Genomic DNA, 15,381 nt, shown 5'->3' with positions numbered 1-15,381 from the left:
AAAAAGAGACCCCCTTGGAGGTCTCCTTGTCATTTAGGGAGAAGTCAATGTTTACTTAGGGTCTAAAATAAGGTTAATGCGTTCCAGCGCATCTTCCAAATGCACTTTACTCAGCCGATCAGACGTTCTGGGAATGGCTGCTCTGATTTGGGTTTGAAGCGTTTTCAGTTCACCCCTTACCACAGGTCGGATATCAGATTGAGACGCATTGATCTGTGTGCCGATAAAGCGTCTAAATTGAGCGGGTACGTCTGGTGCTTTTCCTGTCAAAAGTGTTTCCAGCCTTTCTATATGTGCTCGTTGTAAGCTTCTTCTGTGAACATCAATGGCAGTACCTCTGCCAAGTTCTGACCAAAGCCCTTTTCTCAAGTCATCAAAAAGTTCTAAGATCGGATACGCATCTGAACCGTTGAGGGCCTCATTTTCGATCATTCTTCCCAATCGATTCCATTCCAAAACACTGTTAAGTGTGCCTTCCTGCACGGCTCTGACTCTTTCAAGTGCACCAAAATCAGAGGTTCTACTAATGATGTCTTGATCCATTAACCAAGTGGGAGATGTAAAAAGCTCTTTGTTCAAAAACGCCACAGCCTCTTTTTGGGTTGATTTGTCTACATGGGTATAGACAGGTTCGGATTGTCCTGAGGCTTTGTATATCTCATAGACACCACCTACATTGGTTCGAACGTGGCCCATGTATCGGTTATACTGCCCAATTACCTGCCCATACATTTCTTCCAAATCGCTAAAATCTTTGAAGGGCTTATCCACTTCGGTAGTCCATTCCATAAGATTGGGCATGATTCGTTTTAGATTTTTTATTCCGTATTCCGATGCCTGCATGGCATTGTCACCCAAATCCTCGCTCTGTGTACTCGGGTCATAAGCATTGCCTTGGCGTCCATACCGATAGACAGGGTCACCTTGTTTCTCCATGATCCATTGATCAAGGATTGGTTGTTCTTCTTCAGGTGTTTTGGCACCTAAGATAGGTCTGTAGCCCCAAGCGATTGCATATTTATCATAAGGGCCTACATCTGGCATTAAACTTACTCCTTCATCTTCTGGTTGTGCAATATAATTGAACCTGGCATAATCCATGATGGAAGGCGCTGTTCCAAATTCGTGGGTAAAGGTAGCAGACCTCAAGGAATCTACGGGGTAAGCAAACGAGGAGGCGAAATTGTGGGGAAGGCCTAAGGTGTGGCCTACTTCATGTGCAGATACAAATCGGATCAACCTTCCCATCACCTCGTCTTCAAATTTCACTCCACGCGCTTCAGGATTGATGGCGGCAGTTTGGATAAAGAACCAATTTCTCAACAGATTCATCACGTTGTGGTACCAGCCTATGTCGGACTCGATGATTTCTCCAGATCTGGGATCGGAAACATGAGGGCCATAGGCATTTTGAATGTCAGAGGCAAAATAACGAATCACAGAATATCGGGCATCCTCAGGGCTCCAACCTGGATCTTCTTCAGGGGTAGGAGCATCTTTAGCGGCTATTGCGTTTTTGAATCCGGCCATCTCAAAGGCTTTGTTCCAATCTTCAACACCCTGTTTTAAGTATGGCCTCCATTTTTCAGGAGTGGCTGGATCTATATAGTAGACGATTTGCTTTTTTGGTTCTACCAGTTCTCCAGCCTTGAATTTTTCTACATCCTCATCCTTGACTTCTAGTCTCCAACGATCCAGAAATGCTCTTTTTGTGGCCTTTTGTTCATCCAAACCATAATCAGTGACGGTTCTTGAAAACCAGCCTACTCTGCGGTCAGCCAAGCGCTGCATCATGGGTTCCTTTGGCAAAAGTACCATGGAAGCATTCAATTCCACCGTGATGCTTCCGGTGCTGCTGTTGGATGGCGGCTCGGTTGCCACATAGGTCATCACATATCTTGCCTCTATGTTGATGGGATAGGTACTGATCTTTTCAATGTAAGACCGATCATTGTCCAGCCTAGTGACTTTATATTGGGTCCTTCTGTTTTTTGGAAGCCCAATCGCTTGAACATCTTTGGTAAATAAATCCGTCACTTCGATCACCACACCAGTGCTGTCAGTTGACTTGGACTTGACATCAAATTTGTAGATGATGGGTTCAAGGTTTGAACTTCTAACCGCGTCAAAAATCGGCAAGCTGTCTGCCGCTGTGTTGCTGTAAGAAACCAGTTTCAGGAGGATATTATTGGCATTTTGGTCCCACCTTACCAGTAGGGTATTGCTTCTTTCCCCTCCATATCCAAGGCCTTCAGCGGTTTTTGCAATGGTGGTTACCATTAACATCTCGCGGTTCAGCAAGCTGTCCGGTATTTCGTAAAAGTACTTCCCTTCTATTTCATGTACCTTAAATAAGCCATCTTTGGATTTGGCTTTGGCGGTAATGACTTCACTGTAAGGTTTTGGACCACTTTGATTATTGGCAGGTTTGGAGCTGGTTTGCGCTGTAGGGGTTGCATTTTTATCCTTCTTTTTCTTCTTTTGAGCAAGGGCTTCACCTCCTGAGAGTAAGACGGCGAAAAGAAAAAATCCGGTCACTAAAGCTTTTGTATATTTGGGCATGAACATATGGGTAAGTTTGACTGTTAACAGAGAATTAATTGGTAAATTAACTTTTAAATAGGCTTTGTTCTTAAATCTTGGGCTTGAAATTTTATAAACGGTATATTCCACTAGTGAAAGGTAGAAATTCTGATGAAGCAACATGATGTCCTCATTGTGGGTGGTGGATTGGCAGGGCTGGTTGCGGCCCATCAATTGGCCAAAGGAGGCAGGGAGGTTTTGCTGATAGAAAAAAAATCCTATCCTTTCCACAGGGTGTGCGGGGAATACATATCCAATGAAGTAAGGGATTTTTTGGAAAAAGAAGAGCTCTTTCCGTTTCAATATAAGCCCAGTGAAATCAGGAGATTTAGATTGACCTCTGTCAAAGGGAAAGTGGCCGAGGCACCCTTGGACATGGGTGGGTTTGGGGTCAGTAGATACCTCCTTGACCGATTCATCTATGAAAAATCGCTCGAAAAAGGGGCGTCTTTTCTTCTGAACACACAGGTAGAGAAGGTCCATTACGACTCTAAAAATAAAATTTTTAAGGTAGATGGGTCAGACGGCTCCATGAGGTACGCGAAGCACCTTATTGGAGCTTTTGGGAAAAGATCCAAAATAGACAAATCCATGAATAGGGATTTTATGAATAAACGAAGCCCCTATATCGGTGTCAAATACCATATCAAGGTAAGTCATGAAGAGGACATGGTGGCATTACATAATTTTGATGGGGGCTATTGTGGAATCAATAAAATCGAAAACGACCTTTACAACCTTTGTTATTTGGGGTCAAGAGAACATCTTAGGTATTTCGGGAGCATACCCAAAATGGAAACGTCCATTTTATATCAAAATCCCCAATTGAAACGAATTTTTGAAGCGGGGGAATTTGTCTTTGACAAACCTGAAGTGATCAATGAAATCAATTTTTCTCCCAAAAAACCCATCGAAAACCATGTTTTGATGACTGGAGATGCTGCTGGGCTGATCACACCACTTTGTGGAAATGGAATGGCTATCGCCATCCACACTGGAAAGCTTGCAGCAGAGGCTATCCTTCAAAACCGGTCCCAACCTGACATCGAGTACCAGTATCTTCATAATTGGAATAGGTTTTTCAAAACCCGACTATGGGTAGGCCGCAGGGTGCAACAATTGTTTGGTGCTAAATGGACTTCAGAATTTTCTGTGGGCCTGCTAAAGAGAAGTCCTTACCTTGCTCAACAAATCATCCAAAGAACCCATGGAGATCAAGTGGTTTGATCAAACTGTATTCAGTCAAAAACCTGCAAGACTTGGGTATTTTCCAGAAAATAATAGATGAAAAATAGGTTGAGAGCCAAAGCTGAAACCCTGTTCATCCACATAGCCCAAGAATAGCTTGCATGTTTAATTGGGTCTTTCCTCACAAACCAAAACCAAACATTGAAATACAACATCACAGGGGCCATTGCGGCCAAAAAGGCCCATAAGGCCCATTCTTGGTTACGGTTTAGAAAAAACCAGGCAAAGGCGATTCCCGCAATCAAAAACCAGATGGATGAGAACAAAAAAGTCCCATTGATGCCGAGCTTGAGACTCAGGGTATGGTCTCCTCTTCTGCTGTCCTCCCTGTGTTGATACACCTGGGTAAGCGGATAAGATCCCCAAAGCATGATACTGGTAAGCATTCCCGGAATCAATACATGCGGCATGAAAAATACCTCCCAGCCGAAATCAGACAAACCTGCATAAGCCATGGCAAAGGTAAAATAACCTTGAAAAAGACCTGCAATGATCCAGCTTGCATAGGGGTATTTTTTGATCCGGATGCTGGGATGGCTGTAGGCCATAGACACCAAACTGTAAACCAGAAGCATACTGGCAAAAGCCCAACTGATCAACAGGCCCAACAACAAAGCGATCAACAAAAAAACATGGGAAAGATAATACAAGCCAAGACTTACTTTGGGCGGGTTTTTCAGTCCTCCGATGCTTTCCTCATCCTTGTCAAAATAGCTGTTGTATCCGTTGCTGGAAGGGTATAAGAATAGGTGCAGGGAAACAAAAACAATCAATAGTCTTCCAAGATCCAAATTGGGGGTGAATGCCAATGCAAATAAAAAGACAGGCATCAGAAAAAATGAAAATGGGATTCGGAGATGTAACCAATTTGAATGTTTAAACATGTTTTATGGTTTTATTGATAACTTTAGGGACATGAGTAAGTTTTTGTTATACCACATCCAATATATAAAAATAAAGCGTAATTTAATTTGATGGATAACCATATTGTTAGTATTGGGACGGCTAATCCAGGTGATCCGATTCCACAGGAGAATATAAGTGATTTTATGAAGCTGGCCCATGGTTTGAGCAAAGAAGATTTCAGAAAACTGAATTTTGTCTACAAGCTTACAGGCATCAATTTTAGACACAGCGCATTGACAGACTTTAGATATAGTCAACCTGAAAAATTTAAATTTTTTCCGAAAAATAAAGAATTGGAACCCTTTCCTGGGACTAAGGCCAGGATGCAGGTATTTCAGAAAACAGCCGCAGATTTGGGCATAGTTGCCATCAAATCCTGCCTTGGTAAGACGGATGTTACTGTTTCGGAAGTATCCCATTTGATTTTGGTTTCCTGTACAGGAATGTTTGCTCCAGGGGTGGAAATGGAGATCATTCACAAAATGGGCTTTTCAACCAACATTGAACGGTACTGTATTCACTTTATGGGTTGTTATGCCGCTTTCAATGCACTGAGGCTTTCAGATAGAATCTGCGATAGTGATACAGATGCAAACGTGATGATAGTATCTGTTGAGTTATGTACCATTCATTTTCAGAAAACATACAATGAGGATAATCTCTTGGCCAACGCACTCTTTGCCGATGGGGCTGCTGCAGCTTTGGTTTCCAGAAAAGGAGAAGGGTTGAAACTCAAAGGCTATCAAAGCAATGTGTTCAAAGAGGGAGAAAAAGACATGGCCTGGCAGATCGGGGATTTTGGATTTGAAATGAGACTCAGTAAATACATTCCTTCACTTTTGGAAAAAGGGATTCATCAATTAAAGGAACAAATGGAAAAAAAATTCAATTTATCCGTTATTCAGCATTTTGCTATCCATCCTGGAGGCAAGCAGATTTTGAATAAAGTTGAGCAGGCCTTTGGCATACAAAAAACCCAAAATGCCCATGCCCATGATGTATTGGAAAATTTCGGAAACATGTCCTCTTCCACTATACTCTTCGTTCTTGAAAAGATCATGCAAGACCCAAAAATAATAGGCGAGGTGCTTGCCATGGGTTTTGGTCCTGGTCTTACTCTTGAAACAATAATGTTGGAGCGTTCATGAGCAAGTTTGAAAAAAGGAGCTATCAAAAAGAATTGATGGACGATTTGGATTGTGGGGGAGCCGAACTTACTCAGACGCTAAAGGAGTTGAGGATCATCAACAGGCTCCTGGGCGGTAACCATGTTACCACCAATGGTTTAAATCAACTTTTTAAGCTTTTTCCACAAAAAAGCTATTCCATAGCGGATGTGGGTTGTGGAGGGGGTGACATGATTAGAGTGATGCATGAGTGGGCAAAAAAAAGGAAGCTCGATTGTCATTTTGTCGGAATTGATGCCAATCCCAACATCATAGCTGAAGCCAAGCAAAATCTTGCTAATTTGCCAAATGTAAGTTTTGAAACCGCCAATGTTTTTAATGCAAGTTTCCCCAGTGAAAAAACAGATATAGTGAGCTGTACGCTTTTTACACATCATTTCACCGATGATGAATTGGGACAAATTTTTGGGGCATTTAAATCAAAAGCAAGAATAGGCATTGTCATCAATGACCTGCACAGACACCCATTGGCCTATCACAGCATAAAAATTATCACCAGACTTTTTTCCAAATCCCAAATGGTCAAGAACGATGGCCCCCTTTCTGTGTTGAGAAGCTTTAAGCGTGATGAAATTGTAAACCTACTGCATAAAATTGGATATGATAATGTCCGCATCAAGTGGAAATGGGCTTTCCGATGGCAAATAATTTGTTATCTTTGAACAATATTTTAAGAAGAAATATTTCTAAAATTCTTCTTTGTGCCGCTCCTGAGACTATCTTGGAGGCACATCTTGGACATTCCTGCTCAGCTTAGATAGCCTTTAGATTGATGATGTTCTAGATTGTATAAATCAAAAATTCTATTTATTTAACCAAAAACCAACTTATATGGATTTAGATGCTTCCACTTTACAAACCATTTATGATCAGGCAATAAACTTGCTTTTTGACATTGTGCCCAAATTGGCAGGTGCGATCATTGTTTACCTCGTTGGCAAATTTATCATTCAAAAATTGACCAAAGGATTTGGCATTGTAATAGAAAAACAAGCGGATAATCCTTCTCTGACTAAGTTCCTCATGAGTATGGTCAGGGCATTTTTGTACGTGCTTCTATTCCTTACCATTGCCTATATAGTCGGAATCAATGTCACCTCTTTTGTAGCTTTATTGGGTGCTGCCGGTTTGGCCGTTGGCTTGGCCTTGCAAGGGTCCTTAGCCAACTTTGCAGGCGGGGTTTTGATCTTGATGTTTAAGCCTTTTAAAGTTGGCGATGTAATAGAGGGTCAGGGACACCTCGGCACAGTAGAATCAATTGATATTTTGTACACCAAATTAAAAACTTTTGACAATCGCTCCATCATCATCCCCAATGGCGCATTGTCTAATGCTGACATCATTAACATTACATCCAAGCCAACTAGAAGAGTGGATTTTGAGGTGGGGGTAGCCTATGGTACGGATTTAAAGAAAACCCGCAAAGTAATTATCGACACTTTATCCAAAGATGAAAGGATCCATAAAGATCCTGCTCCAGTGGCCTTTTTTAAGGAATTTGGAGACAGTTCTTTGGATATCTCCGCAAGGGTGTGGACAGATGCTCCAAATTATTGGGGCGTATTCTTCGACAACATGGAGAACCTCAAAGAAGCCTTCGAAGCGGCTGAAATCGAGATCCCTTTCCCTCAGCGAGATGTGCACCATTACTTTCCTGAAGGCAACCCTCAAAGTGAAAAAAATAATCTTTGAAAGCTAAATCGGTGACTAAAAGTGACTTTTTTAGGGTCAAGAATTAAATTTGTGCGATAAAAAAAGCGGTCCATGATCGGACCGCTTTTTCTATGGCTATCGGTATTACTTTTTCCTTAAATGTTCAAGGAAATCAATTTATTTTCGCCATTGTAGGATATGGTAACTGTGCGATCACAGGAACCATTGCCATAGTCCACTTGAATTTCCCCTGTGGGTTGGGCGGTTTCCAAATCAATTGCGATCTTCCCTTCACTAGGGATCCAATTGCCACTGTTTATACAGCTTTGAAAGTAAATCAAAGGTTCTAGGATTTCTGATTGGTATGGAATCCCAATCCTGGTAATTCCTTCTGAAGTGCCTTCAATTTCATACTTGTTTTCGGTAGGTTGGGTTCCCAAAAATACTTTTCTCTGATGGTTCCAAGCAATGGTTGTCGATGATCCATCCTCCCAAGTTACCTTGCCGGATTCCAGTACCGAAGAAAAAACCATAGTTTTGGCCATGATATCCACACTTTCATTGGTTACCTTCCGGATCCCCTCAATTTTTTTTCCATTTACTTCATATCCTTCAAAAGTGGTAGTGATTAAAGTTCCTGGCATCCAATACAAGCCAGTGTAGGTAATTTTAACCTTACCTTTTCTCTGGGTACCATTTGGGCTGAGGCAACCATCGCCAAAATCCACCAAGATGGTTTTTATCTGCCCATTCAAATTCACCTCGGCTTCAGGACACCAATCAGCATTCAATAATTCACCCATCCTTCCGGATGGCTCTGATTCCTGTATAGCTCGGAAAGTAACATAATCCGCATCCTCATACATGGCCATTGTTTCAGACTTTTCTTGAGCCGCATCCAAATCAACTTCATTTCTGGGTACCTCATTTTCATTTTTGCAACTCAACAATGCCAGAAATACTGATACACAGTAAATAGTTAACGGTTTAGTGATTTTTTTCATCGGTACAAAAATTTTTTAGAATTACATTGATAAAAATAATGCCAAAAAAAGCTTTAGTAAAAAACAGCGATTTCTTCCAGTGGTTTTCTTTGAAGAGCGGGAACAAAGGTTTCTGGAAGAGGATAACCGATGGGAATAAGTAAATATGGTTTTTCATTTTCCGGTCTTTCAAGGATTTTTGAAAGGAAATTCATGGGACTCGGGGTATGGGTCAAGGCCACCAAGCCCGCTTGATGGATAGCCGCCAATAAAAATCCCGTAGCAAGACCCACGGATTCATTCACGTAATAGTGTTGTACCTTGTGATCTCCTTCCTTACCATAGGTTTTTTTGAAGATCGCAATCAGGTGTGGAGCCATCTCTAAGAAAGGTTTTTCCCAATTGGTTCCTAAAGGTTTCAAATCCTGTATCCAAGCCGCATTCATCCTTTCTTCATAGTTTTTACGCTCTTCAGCTTCTGCTGCTTCGCGTATTTTTTTCTTCAAATCAGGATTTGAAACCACACAGAATGTCCAGGGTTGTTTGTGGGCGCCAGAAGGTGCCGTTCCCGCTGTTTTTAGCAGGTTTTTTACCACATCCAATGAAACAGGCCGATCCGAAAATTCTCTGACAGTCCTTCGGCTATCCATTTCCTGGTAAAACTGTTCGCTCCGAACCATGAGCTCATTTTCATTTACCAATGGTCTGATGTAAGATTGGTACGGAAATCCATCAATATCTCTTTTCATGGAACATTTATTTAATTCTTGATTTCTTTTTTTGGTCTTTTTCCTCCGCATCCTACATTTTGCGTAAGGGAAATATCATTAGGAAAACCACCAAAATCACTGGGGATTTCTTGGTCCTTGATCAATTTTTTAGGGATTATTTTCGGTTGACTTGATTCCTTCGCCATTGGATCTGGTTTTAAGCTAAAGTTAAAATAAATTAATGGATTTAAGTGGCAACCGTTCAACCAAAATTGCCGTTTACAAAAGTAGGTTTTAAACTTGTCATTTATGAGAAAGCTATTCTATGCAGTGTTTGCTTTGGGTTTGCTGCTATCTTGTGCGAGCCCATATACCATTAGCCGGCTAACTCCTGATGAATCCGACATAGCCTTTTGGGATCAGGGAAGGGCATTCACCAGCCAAGGGGATGAGGCCTACACGGTGAAAATTGCTTTTGAAGAAAGCACTCAGGATCACATTATCATGAATTTTGAAGTTTATAATTTTTCAGATGAAAGCATCATGATTGATCCCCTTGATTTTTCAGTTCAATATGAAATGGATAATGGTGGGAGGCCTGTTCAAAGAGCCGTGGACCCGGAATCTACGATCTTGGATTTGGAAATGGCCATCTCTAGAAATTGGGCACAAGAAAGAAATGCTCAGACCAGCAATGCGATATTGGCTTTCTCAGAAGTAGCCGCTTCAGCAACCGCATTGGCCTCAGGTGTGGATGCCACCCCAATATACGAAAGCAGCATTGATCGTCAGATCAATCATGAAGGCTCCATGCAAAATCATGCCAATAGGCATTACAATCTCCATGACCAAAGGGCTTATTACAGAGAGGCTGTTCTCAGAAAGACCTCCATATTCCCTGGGAATTTCTTGGCCGGTAAGGTGGTGTTTCCGAGAATTGAAGCCTCCGATGCCATGGTGTTTAGGGTACCGGTAGAGCAGAGGTTGTTTGAATTCCGGTTTTTTCATTTTGCACATCGTCCCATCGCTAACGTGGCACAGTAATATTTGGCTCTTGAGGTGAGAAATCCAAAAGGATCTGGCTTTTTGGCCTGATATAATTACCTTCGTAGATAGAAATCATCAACCGATCATATACATGGAAATCAGTGGAAAAATCATACAGATAAATGCCGAGCAATCAGGTAATTCCAGAAACGGAAACACCTGGAGGAAGAAAGAGTATATTCTTGAAACAGCAGGAACCTATCCAAAAAAGGTATGTTTAGCAGTTTGGGGAGATAAAATTGACCAGTTTGACATTCAGGAAGGGGATGAAATTACCGCAGGAATAGAGGTGGAAAGTCGTGAATACAACGGAAAATGGTACACTGATGTGAAGGCTTGGAAAGTTGATAAAATGTCAGGAGCTACTTCTACCCCTCAGCATCCCTCTGCCATGCCTGATGTCACTTCTTTCAGTGAAGAAAGTGAAGATGATGTCCTCCCTTTTTAAGGACTGAATTGATTTTCCCCAATATTAAAACCGAAATAAGCACCCAATAGCATCAGCAGGACTGCGATTGAAAAAAACAGGATCAAAACCCCTAGGGGAACCTCCCATAATTCTCCGCCTAATTTGAATTTTATGATCTTTTTTAGGTTCATGGATTACTGATTTGACTCATTCCGTTCTAATGCCAATTTCACCAAAGGAAGGCGCTTGGCCATCCAGTGTCCTCCTGGCTAAAAGCCGGATATATCGGGCATTGATTTTTGAAAACTTCACTTCCTGTTCAATAGGGCTGTTGGCAATGTTTCCAAATTCCCCTTCTGCCACCTTTTCCCATTGATCTCCATTCTGGCTGACATGAAATTCGTAGTTTTGGATAATTCCAGTCATGTAGCGGTGCTGCATGGGAAGGTAAGTAAAACCAATGAGTGTTAGGTTTTCTCCTAAATCTATGTCGATCTTACCCTGTTTACTTGTAAAGTAGGACTTTTCATCCTCATCTATTGCCTTTTTCCCATCAGGATCATTTGTAATTACCTTCCATTTGGCTTTGGAAAGGTCAAAAAAAGCCATGCTTATTTCGCTCTTTTTTCCCTCAGTTTCCTTATCTATGGAAATCGCCTTTACCATGGCAGGTTTTTCCAAAAGAAAAGGGCCTTCAAATGGGGTACTGTTTTCATCAGGGTCTTGACCGTCAATGGTGTAATAAACTGCAACATTTTTATCCGGAACTTCTACCTGGATATACCCTGCCACATTCCTGCTGAGAATTGGTGGCGTGACCAATTTGGGAGCCTTATAAAGAGAAATCCGGGAAATTAACGGAATCGCCTTGGCATCGGTAACGGTGAATCTAACTGCTGTAGTGGTTTGATCCGATAATCTTAAAATTCGTTTATAACCAACAGTTGTTTCCTCCGCTACGCTGATCCATTCGTCATCACTCAATACCTCCACCGAGAAGGATTTAACCCTTTGGCCCAAGGGAACATGTTCCTGAACCAAAAACCGATTGAAGGAAACGGGATTTTCAAATTGTAAAATCAAAGAGGTACCGATTTCAGCCTTCCAATAGGTATTGGGGTTAGTATCGATCACATTTTTTGCTGGATGCCCGTTCCTTTGGTATTCCTCCGTGGTAAGTTTTGCAAGTAAGGCAAGGTCTTCAGCAAAATCCTCTTTGATTTTCGCACTCAATTGTTGAATCTGAATCACGTCATTTTCATGGATCAAACCTCTTTTATCCACAGGAAAGTTGAGTAGCAAGGAGGCATTTTGTCCAATGCTCAGGTAGTAAATGTCCAATAACTCTGCTAATGATTTAACTTTGTGGTCTTCATATGCATGGTAATACCAGCCTGGCCGGATGGATACATCAGCTTCCGCAGGCACCCAATGCGTTCCATTTTCCTGCCCTGTGGCATATAATTCCGCATATTCAGGCATGCCCGCGTATACGGAATCCCTCATCAGATTAGACCAGGTGGTGCGATAGGCGTGGCCATGTTCGTTACCTACCCAGCGGACATCCGGACCTGCATCACCAAAGATGACCGCATCGGGTTGCAGTTCCCTGACCAGTTCAATCGTTTTCTCCCAATCATAATAACTCCTCTTGTCTACCCGTCTGTCTTCATTGGCTCCTCCATAAAAACCGGTACCACCGTTTGCCCCATCAAACCACACTTCAAACACCTCCCCATACTCTGTCAAAAGTTCAGTAAGCTGATTTCGCATGTATAGGAGGTACTCAGGTTGGCCATATTCCGCATGATTGCGGTCCCAAGGAGAATAATAAATGCCCATTTTAAGGCCATACTCTTTGCAGGATTCGGCCAATTCTTGGATCAAATCACCCTTTCCATCCTTCCATGGAGCATTCTTGACAGAATGCTCAGTATATTTCGAGGGCCAAAGGCAAAAACCGTCATGGTGCTTGGCCGTGATGATGATGCCTGTCATTCCAGCCTCTTTGACAACCCTAGCCCATTGTTTTGTATCTAATTCAGTGGGATTAAATTGTTTGGGAGACTCATCGCCCATCCCCCATTCCATGTCCGAAAAGGTATTCATATTGAAGTGGACAAAAGCATAAAATTCCAATTCCTGCCAGTTCATTTGTCGCTCCGATGGTATAGGGTGAACGGGATCTGGAGGGTTTTGGTGAGGGGATTGACATCCCAGCAATACCATTTTTGTCAAAAACAATGTAAAATAAAACTGGGTTTTCATAAGGGAGATTTAAAACTGAAATTAACAAAAATATGACACAGTAAAAATAGGATACCACTGATCATATAATAAGGCAATAGGCCATGGAAATTTGGTATTTTTACAAAAATTGTCCTGATCATGTACCGTATTTATTGCCTTATATTTTTATTGGTGCCATTGTCCTTGCGTGGACAGACCCAATTGATGGTTCAAGATAGCCAAAGCCAGTCTGGTATACCAGGAGTAGTGGTCCAATCCAATGAAGGTTCTAAGGGCATCACTGATGCAGAAGGTAAATTATCTTTGGATTTGCCGGCAAATGCTACCCTTGTGTTCTCACATGTTTCTTATGACCGAAAAGTCCTGGTGTTGGATGGCAGCAACACCATATTGGTTAAATTAGATAAAAAGTTCAATACTTTGGCGGAGGTGGTGGTGTCTGGTTTTGATTCAGAAAGACCACTTTTTCAGCAGGCAGCTTCCATTGCCCGCATCCCGGAAGAAGCCCTTTTTAGGTTCAATGAAGCCTCCATTGTAAATGCCTTCAATACTCAGGCAGGGGTAAGGGTGGAAGAAAGGGCTCCAGCAAGTTATAGGATCTCTATTCGAGGCAGTTCTCTTAGATCACCTTTCGGTGTAAGAAATGTAAAAGTTTATTGGAATGATATTCCTTTCACTTCCCCAGACGGCACCACCCCTCTCAATATCCTGGACCTTTCCAATATCCAACAGACCGAAATCATCAAAGGCCCAGCAGGCAGCATTTATGGAGCAGGTAATGGAGGGGTCATCAGTTTTCAAAGTCGGCAAACAGTACCTGAAAACAAGATATCCACAGAATTGGGAATCGGAGAATTTGGATTGGTCCGATACAGAATCGGTATGGATCAACAGTTGGAAAAAGCCGCCTTCAGCGCCTCCTATGTCAGCCAAAAAAGTGATGGGTATAGGGACCACAGTGCCGTGGACCGTCAGGTATTCCAAATGGCAGGACACTTTTTTCCTTCTGACAGGCAACGCATTTCTACACAGTTGCTTTATTCGGACTTGGACTACCAGATTCCGGGAGCTCTAAACCAAAGTCAGTTTGACGAAAACCCTCGGCAGGCTAGACCTGGATCTGAAGAACAAAACAGTTCCATAGCTCAGAAATCAATGATTGGGGCCATTTCTCATGAATATGCGATCACTCCAAAAATTGACAATATCACTTCTCTTTATCTTCAGACTACTGAATTTGAAAATCCCTTTATTCTAGACTACAAAAAGGAAACTGCCTTTGGATATGGAGGTAGGACCAAATTTGTTTGGAATGACCAATGGGGTCGAATGCCTGTGCGGGTATTACTGGGTGGGGAATTCCAATACGGAAAAACCTTGGCTCAAAATTTTGGAAATCGAAATGGACTTGCAGATACGGTCAGGTTCAGTGATGATTTGGTCACTACCCAAGGCTTTTTGTTTCAACAGTTGGAACTCGAGGTTTCTCCCAAAACCCTGCTTACTGTGGGGCTTAGTCAAAATTATTCCAGATTCGATATTGATAGATCCATAGATGCCGGGCCCAACGAACCAGCATTCAACAGCCGCAGATTTGATCCCATTGTAATTCCCAGAGTGGCTTTGGCCTATCAGCTTAATCAGCAATCAGCGGTGCATGGAAGTATCAGTTCAGGATTTTCACCACCAACCATTGATGAGGTTAGGACCAACGAAGGAAGTGTTAACTTGGAATTGGAAGCTGAAAAGGGCATTAACTATGAACTCGGATACAGGGCTGTTTTCATCAATAGCAGAGTTAATTTAGATGCAAGTGCTTTTTATTTTCAGCTAGATGAAACAATTACAACATTTACCAATGAACAGGGAGTCGTATTGTTTAGAAATGCTGGTGCCACAGACCAAAAGGGCATCGAAGTTCAACTGGATTATTTGCTTATTCAGCAGCAGGGTGCCTTTATCAATCAACTCAAGATCACCCATGCGTTTACCGGGCATTACTTCCAATTCAGTGATTATGAAAGAGGAGGAGAGGATTTTACAGGAAACCAACTTACTGGTGTGGCACCCAATACCCTGGTAAACCAAGTAGATTTGAGCAACCGATCTGGTATATACCTGAATTTTACCCATCAGTTTGTAGATGAAATACCGCTCAACGACGGCAATACGGTGTATCAGGATGCCTATAATCTGATCAGTACCAGGTTGGGTTGGAGAAGTACAGTTGCTGCCAAGTTGGATTTTGAGGTATATACCGGATTGGAAAATCTTTTGGACGAGACCTATAGTCTAGGCAATGACCTCAATGCCTTTGGGGGCAGGTATTTTCAACCTGCGCCAGGCAGAAATTGGTTTGGGGGGATTAAATTGGCTTTTAGGTATTAAGAATTCGTCAAGCTGTC

The 15,381-nt window shown here is 42.1% G+C and carries 13 protein-coding genes; 7 read left to right on the top strand and 6 right to left on the bottom strand.

Going from position 1 to position 15,381, the window contains the following annotated elements:
* Positions 1-51: 51 nt before the first annotated feature.
* A complete protein-coding gene (locus H1A14_RS04890) occupies positions 52-2,562 on the bottom strand; it encodes a zinc-dependent metalloprotease (protein ID WP_194775105.1) in 2,511 nt (836 codons plus the stop codon).
* Between the two features lie 132 nt (positions 2,563-2,694).
* Here H1A14_RS04890 and H1A14_RS04885 point away from each other — a divergent pair, with 132 nt between their 5' ends.
* Positions 2,695-3,810 (top strand): NAD(P)/FAD-dependent oxidoreductase, encoded by a 1,116-nt coding sequence (locus H1A14_RS04885; RefSeq protein WP_194775104.1) that lies wholly within the window; start codon positions 2,695-2,697, stop codon positions 3,808-3,810.
* Positions 3,811-3,821: 11 nt separating this feature from the next.
* Here H1A14_RS04885 and H1A14_RS04880 read toward each other — a convergent pair whose 3' ends face one another.
* The gene (locus H1A14_RS04880; protein ID WP_194775103.1) at positions 3,822-4,715 is read right to left on the bottom strand and encodes a UbiA family prenyltransferase; all 894 of its coding nucleotides are present in this window, start codon (positions 4,713-4,715) and stop codon (positions 3,822-3,824) included.
* Positions 4,716-4,805: 90 nt separating this feature from the next.
* On the opposite strand from H1A14_RS04880, the gene H1A14_RS04875 reads away from it, so the two are divergent.
* The 3 genes from H1A14_RS04875 to H1A14_RS04865 all read left to right on the top strand — a co-directional run bounded on the left by H1A14_RS04875 (position 4,806) and on the right by H1A14_RS04865 (position 7,616).
* The gene (locus H1A14_RS04875) at positions 4,806-5,885 is read left to right on the top strand and encodes a type III polyketide synthase (protein ID WP_194775102.1); all 1,080 of its coding nucleotides are present in this window, start codon (positions 4,806-4,808) and stop codon (positions 5,883-5,885) included.
* The gene (locus tag H1A14_RS04870) at positions 5,882-6,586 is read left to right on the top strand and encodes a methyltransferase domain-containing protein (RefSeq protein WP_194775101.1); all 705 of its coding nucleotides are present in this window, start codon (positions 5,882-5,884) and stop codon (positions 6,584-6,586) included. The genes H1A14_RS04875 and H1A14_RS04870 overlap by 4 nt, the downstream gene beginning before the upstream one ends.
* A gap of 169 nt (positions 6,587-6,755) precedes the next feature.
* On the top strand, positions 6,756-7,616 hold the full coding sequence (locus tag H1A14_RS04865; RefSeq protein ID WP_194775100.1) for a mechanosensitive ion channel family protein: 861 nt from the start codon (positions 6,756-6,758) through the stop codon (positions 7,614-7,616).
* A 116-nt stretch (positions 7,617-7,732) separates the two neighbouring features.
* Here H1A14_RS04865 and H1A14_RS04860 read toward each other — a convergent pair whose 3' ends face one another.
* Both H1A14_RS04860 and H1A14_RS04855 read right to left on the bottom strand, forming a co-directional pair.
* Entirely contained in the window at positions 7,733-8,581 is an 849-nt protein-coding gene (locus tag H1A14_RS04860) for a hypothetical protein (RefSeq protein ID WP_194775099.1), read from the bottom strand.
* A gap of 53 nt (positions 8,582-8,634) precedes the next feature.
* Positions 8,635-9,309 carry a nitroreductase family protein gene (locus H1A14_RS04855; RefSeq protein WP_194775098.1) on the bottom strand — a complete coding sequence of 225 codons (675 nt, stop codon included), beginning with the start codon at positions 9,307-9,309 and terminating at the stop codon, positions 8,635-8,637.
* A 270-nt stretch (positions 9,310-9,579) separates the two neighbouring features.
* Here H1A14_RS04855 and H1A14_RS04850 point away from each other — a divergent pair, with 270 nt between their 5' ends.
* Both H1A14_RS04850 and H1A14_RS04845 read left to right on the top strand, forming a co-directional pair.
* The gene (locus H1A14_RS04850; RefSeq protein WP_194775097.1) at positions 9,580-10,314 is read left to right on the top strand and encodes a hypothetical protein; all 735 of its coding nucleotides are present in this window, start codon (positions 9,580-9,582) and stop codon (positions 10,312-10,314) included.
* Positions 10,315-10,408: 94 nt separating this feature from the next.
* On the top strand, positions 10,409-10,765 hold the full coding sequence (locus tag H1A14_RS04845; RefSeq protein ID WP_194775096.1) for a DUF3127 domain-containing protein: 357 nt from the start codon (positions 10,409-10,411) through the stop codon (positions 10,763-10,765).
* On the opposite strand, the gene H1A14_RS04840 is transcribed toward H1A14_RS04845, so the two are convergent.
* Together H1A14_RS04840 and H1A14_RS04835 are read right to left on the bottom strand one after the other, a co-directional pair.
* Complete coding sequence (locus H1A14_RS04840; RefSeq protein ID WP_194775095.1) at positions 10,762-10,917, bottom strand: hypothetical protein; 156 nt, start codon at positions 10,915-10,917, stop codon at positions 10,762-10,764. The two genes, H1A14_RS04845 and H1A14_RS04840, sit on opposite strands and share 4 nt — an antisense overlap.
* A 16-nt stretch (positions 10,918-10,933) precedes the next feature.
* On the bottom strand, positions 10,934-12,994 hold the full coding sequence (locus H1A14_RS04835; protein ID WP_228527582.1) for an alpha-L-fucosidase: 2,061 nt from the start codon (positions 12,992-12,994) through the stop codon (positions 10,934-10,936).
* Between the two features lie 120 nt (positions 12,995-13,114).
* Between H1A14_RS04835 and H1A14_RS04830 the strand changes: the two genes are divergently transcribed.
* Positions 13,115-15,364, top strand: coding sequence for a TonB-dependent receptor domain-containing protein (locus H1A14_RS04830; RefSeq protein ID WP_194775094.1), 2,250 nt, complete (start codon positions 13,115-13,117; stop codon positions 15,362-15,364).
* The last annotated feature ends 17 nt before the right edge of the window (positions 15,365-15,381 follow it).

The sequence above is a fragment of the Pararhodonellum marinum genome, assembly GCF_015354735.1.
Lineage (GTDB): Bacteria > Bacteroidota > Bacteroidia > Cytophagales > Cyclobacteriaceae > Pararhodonellum > Pararhodonellum marinum.
Note: the sequence above shows the minus strand (reverse complement) of the source record. Positions and strands in the feature narration are given on the sequence as shown.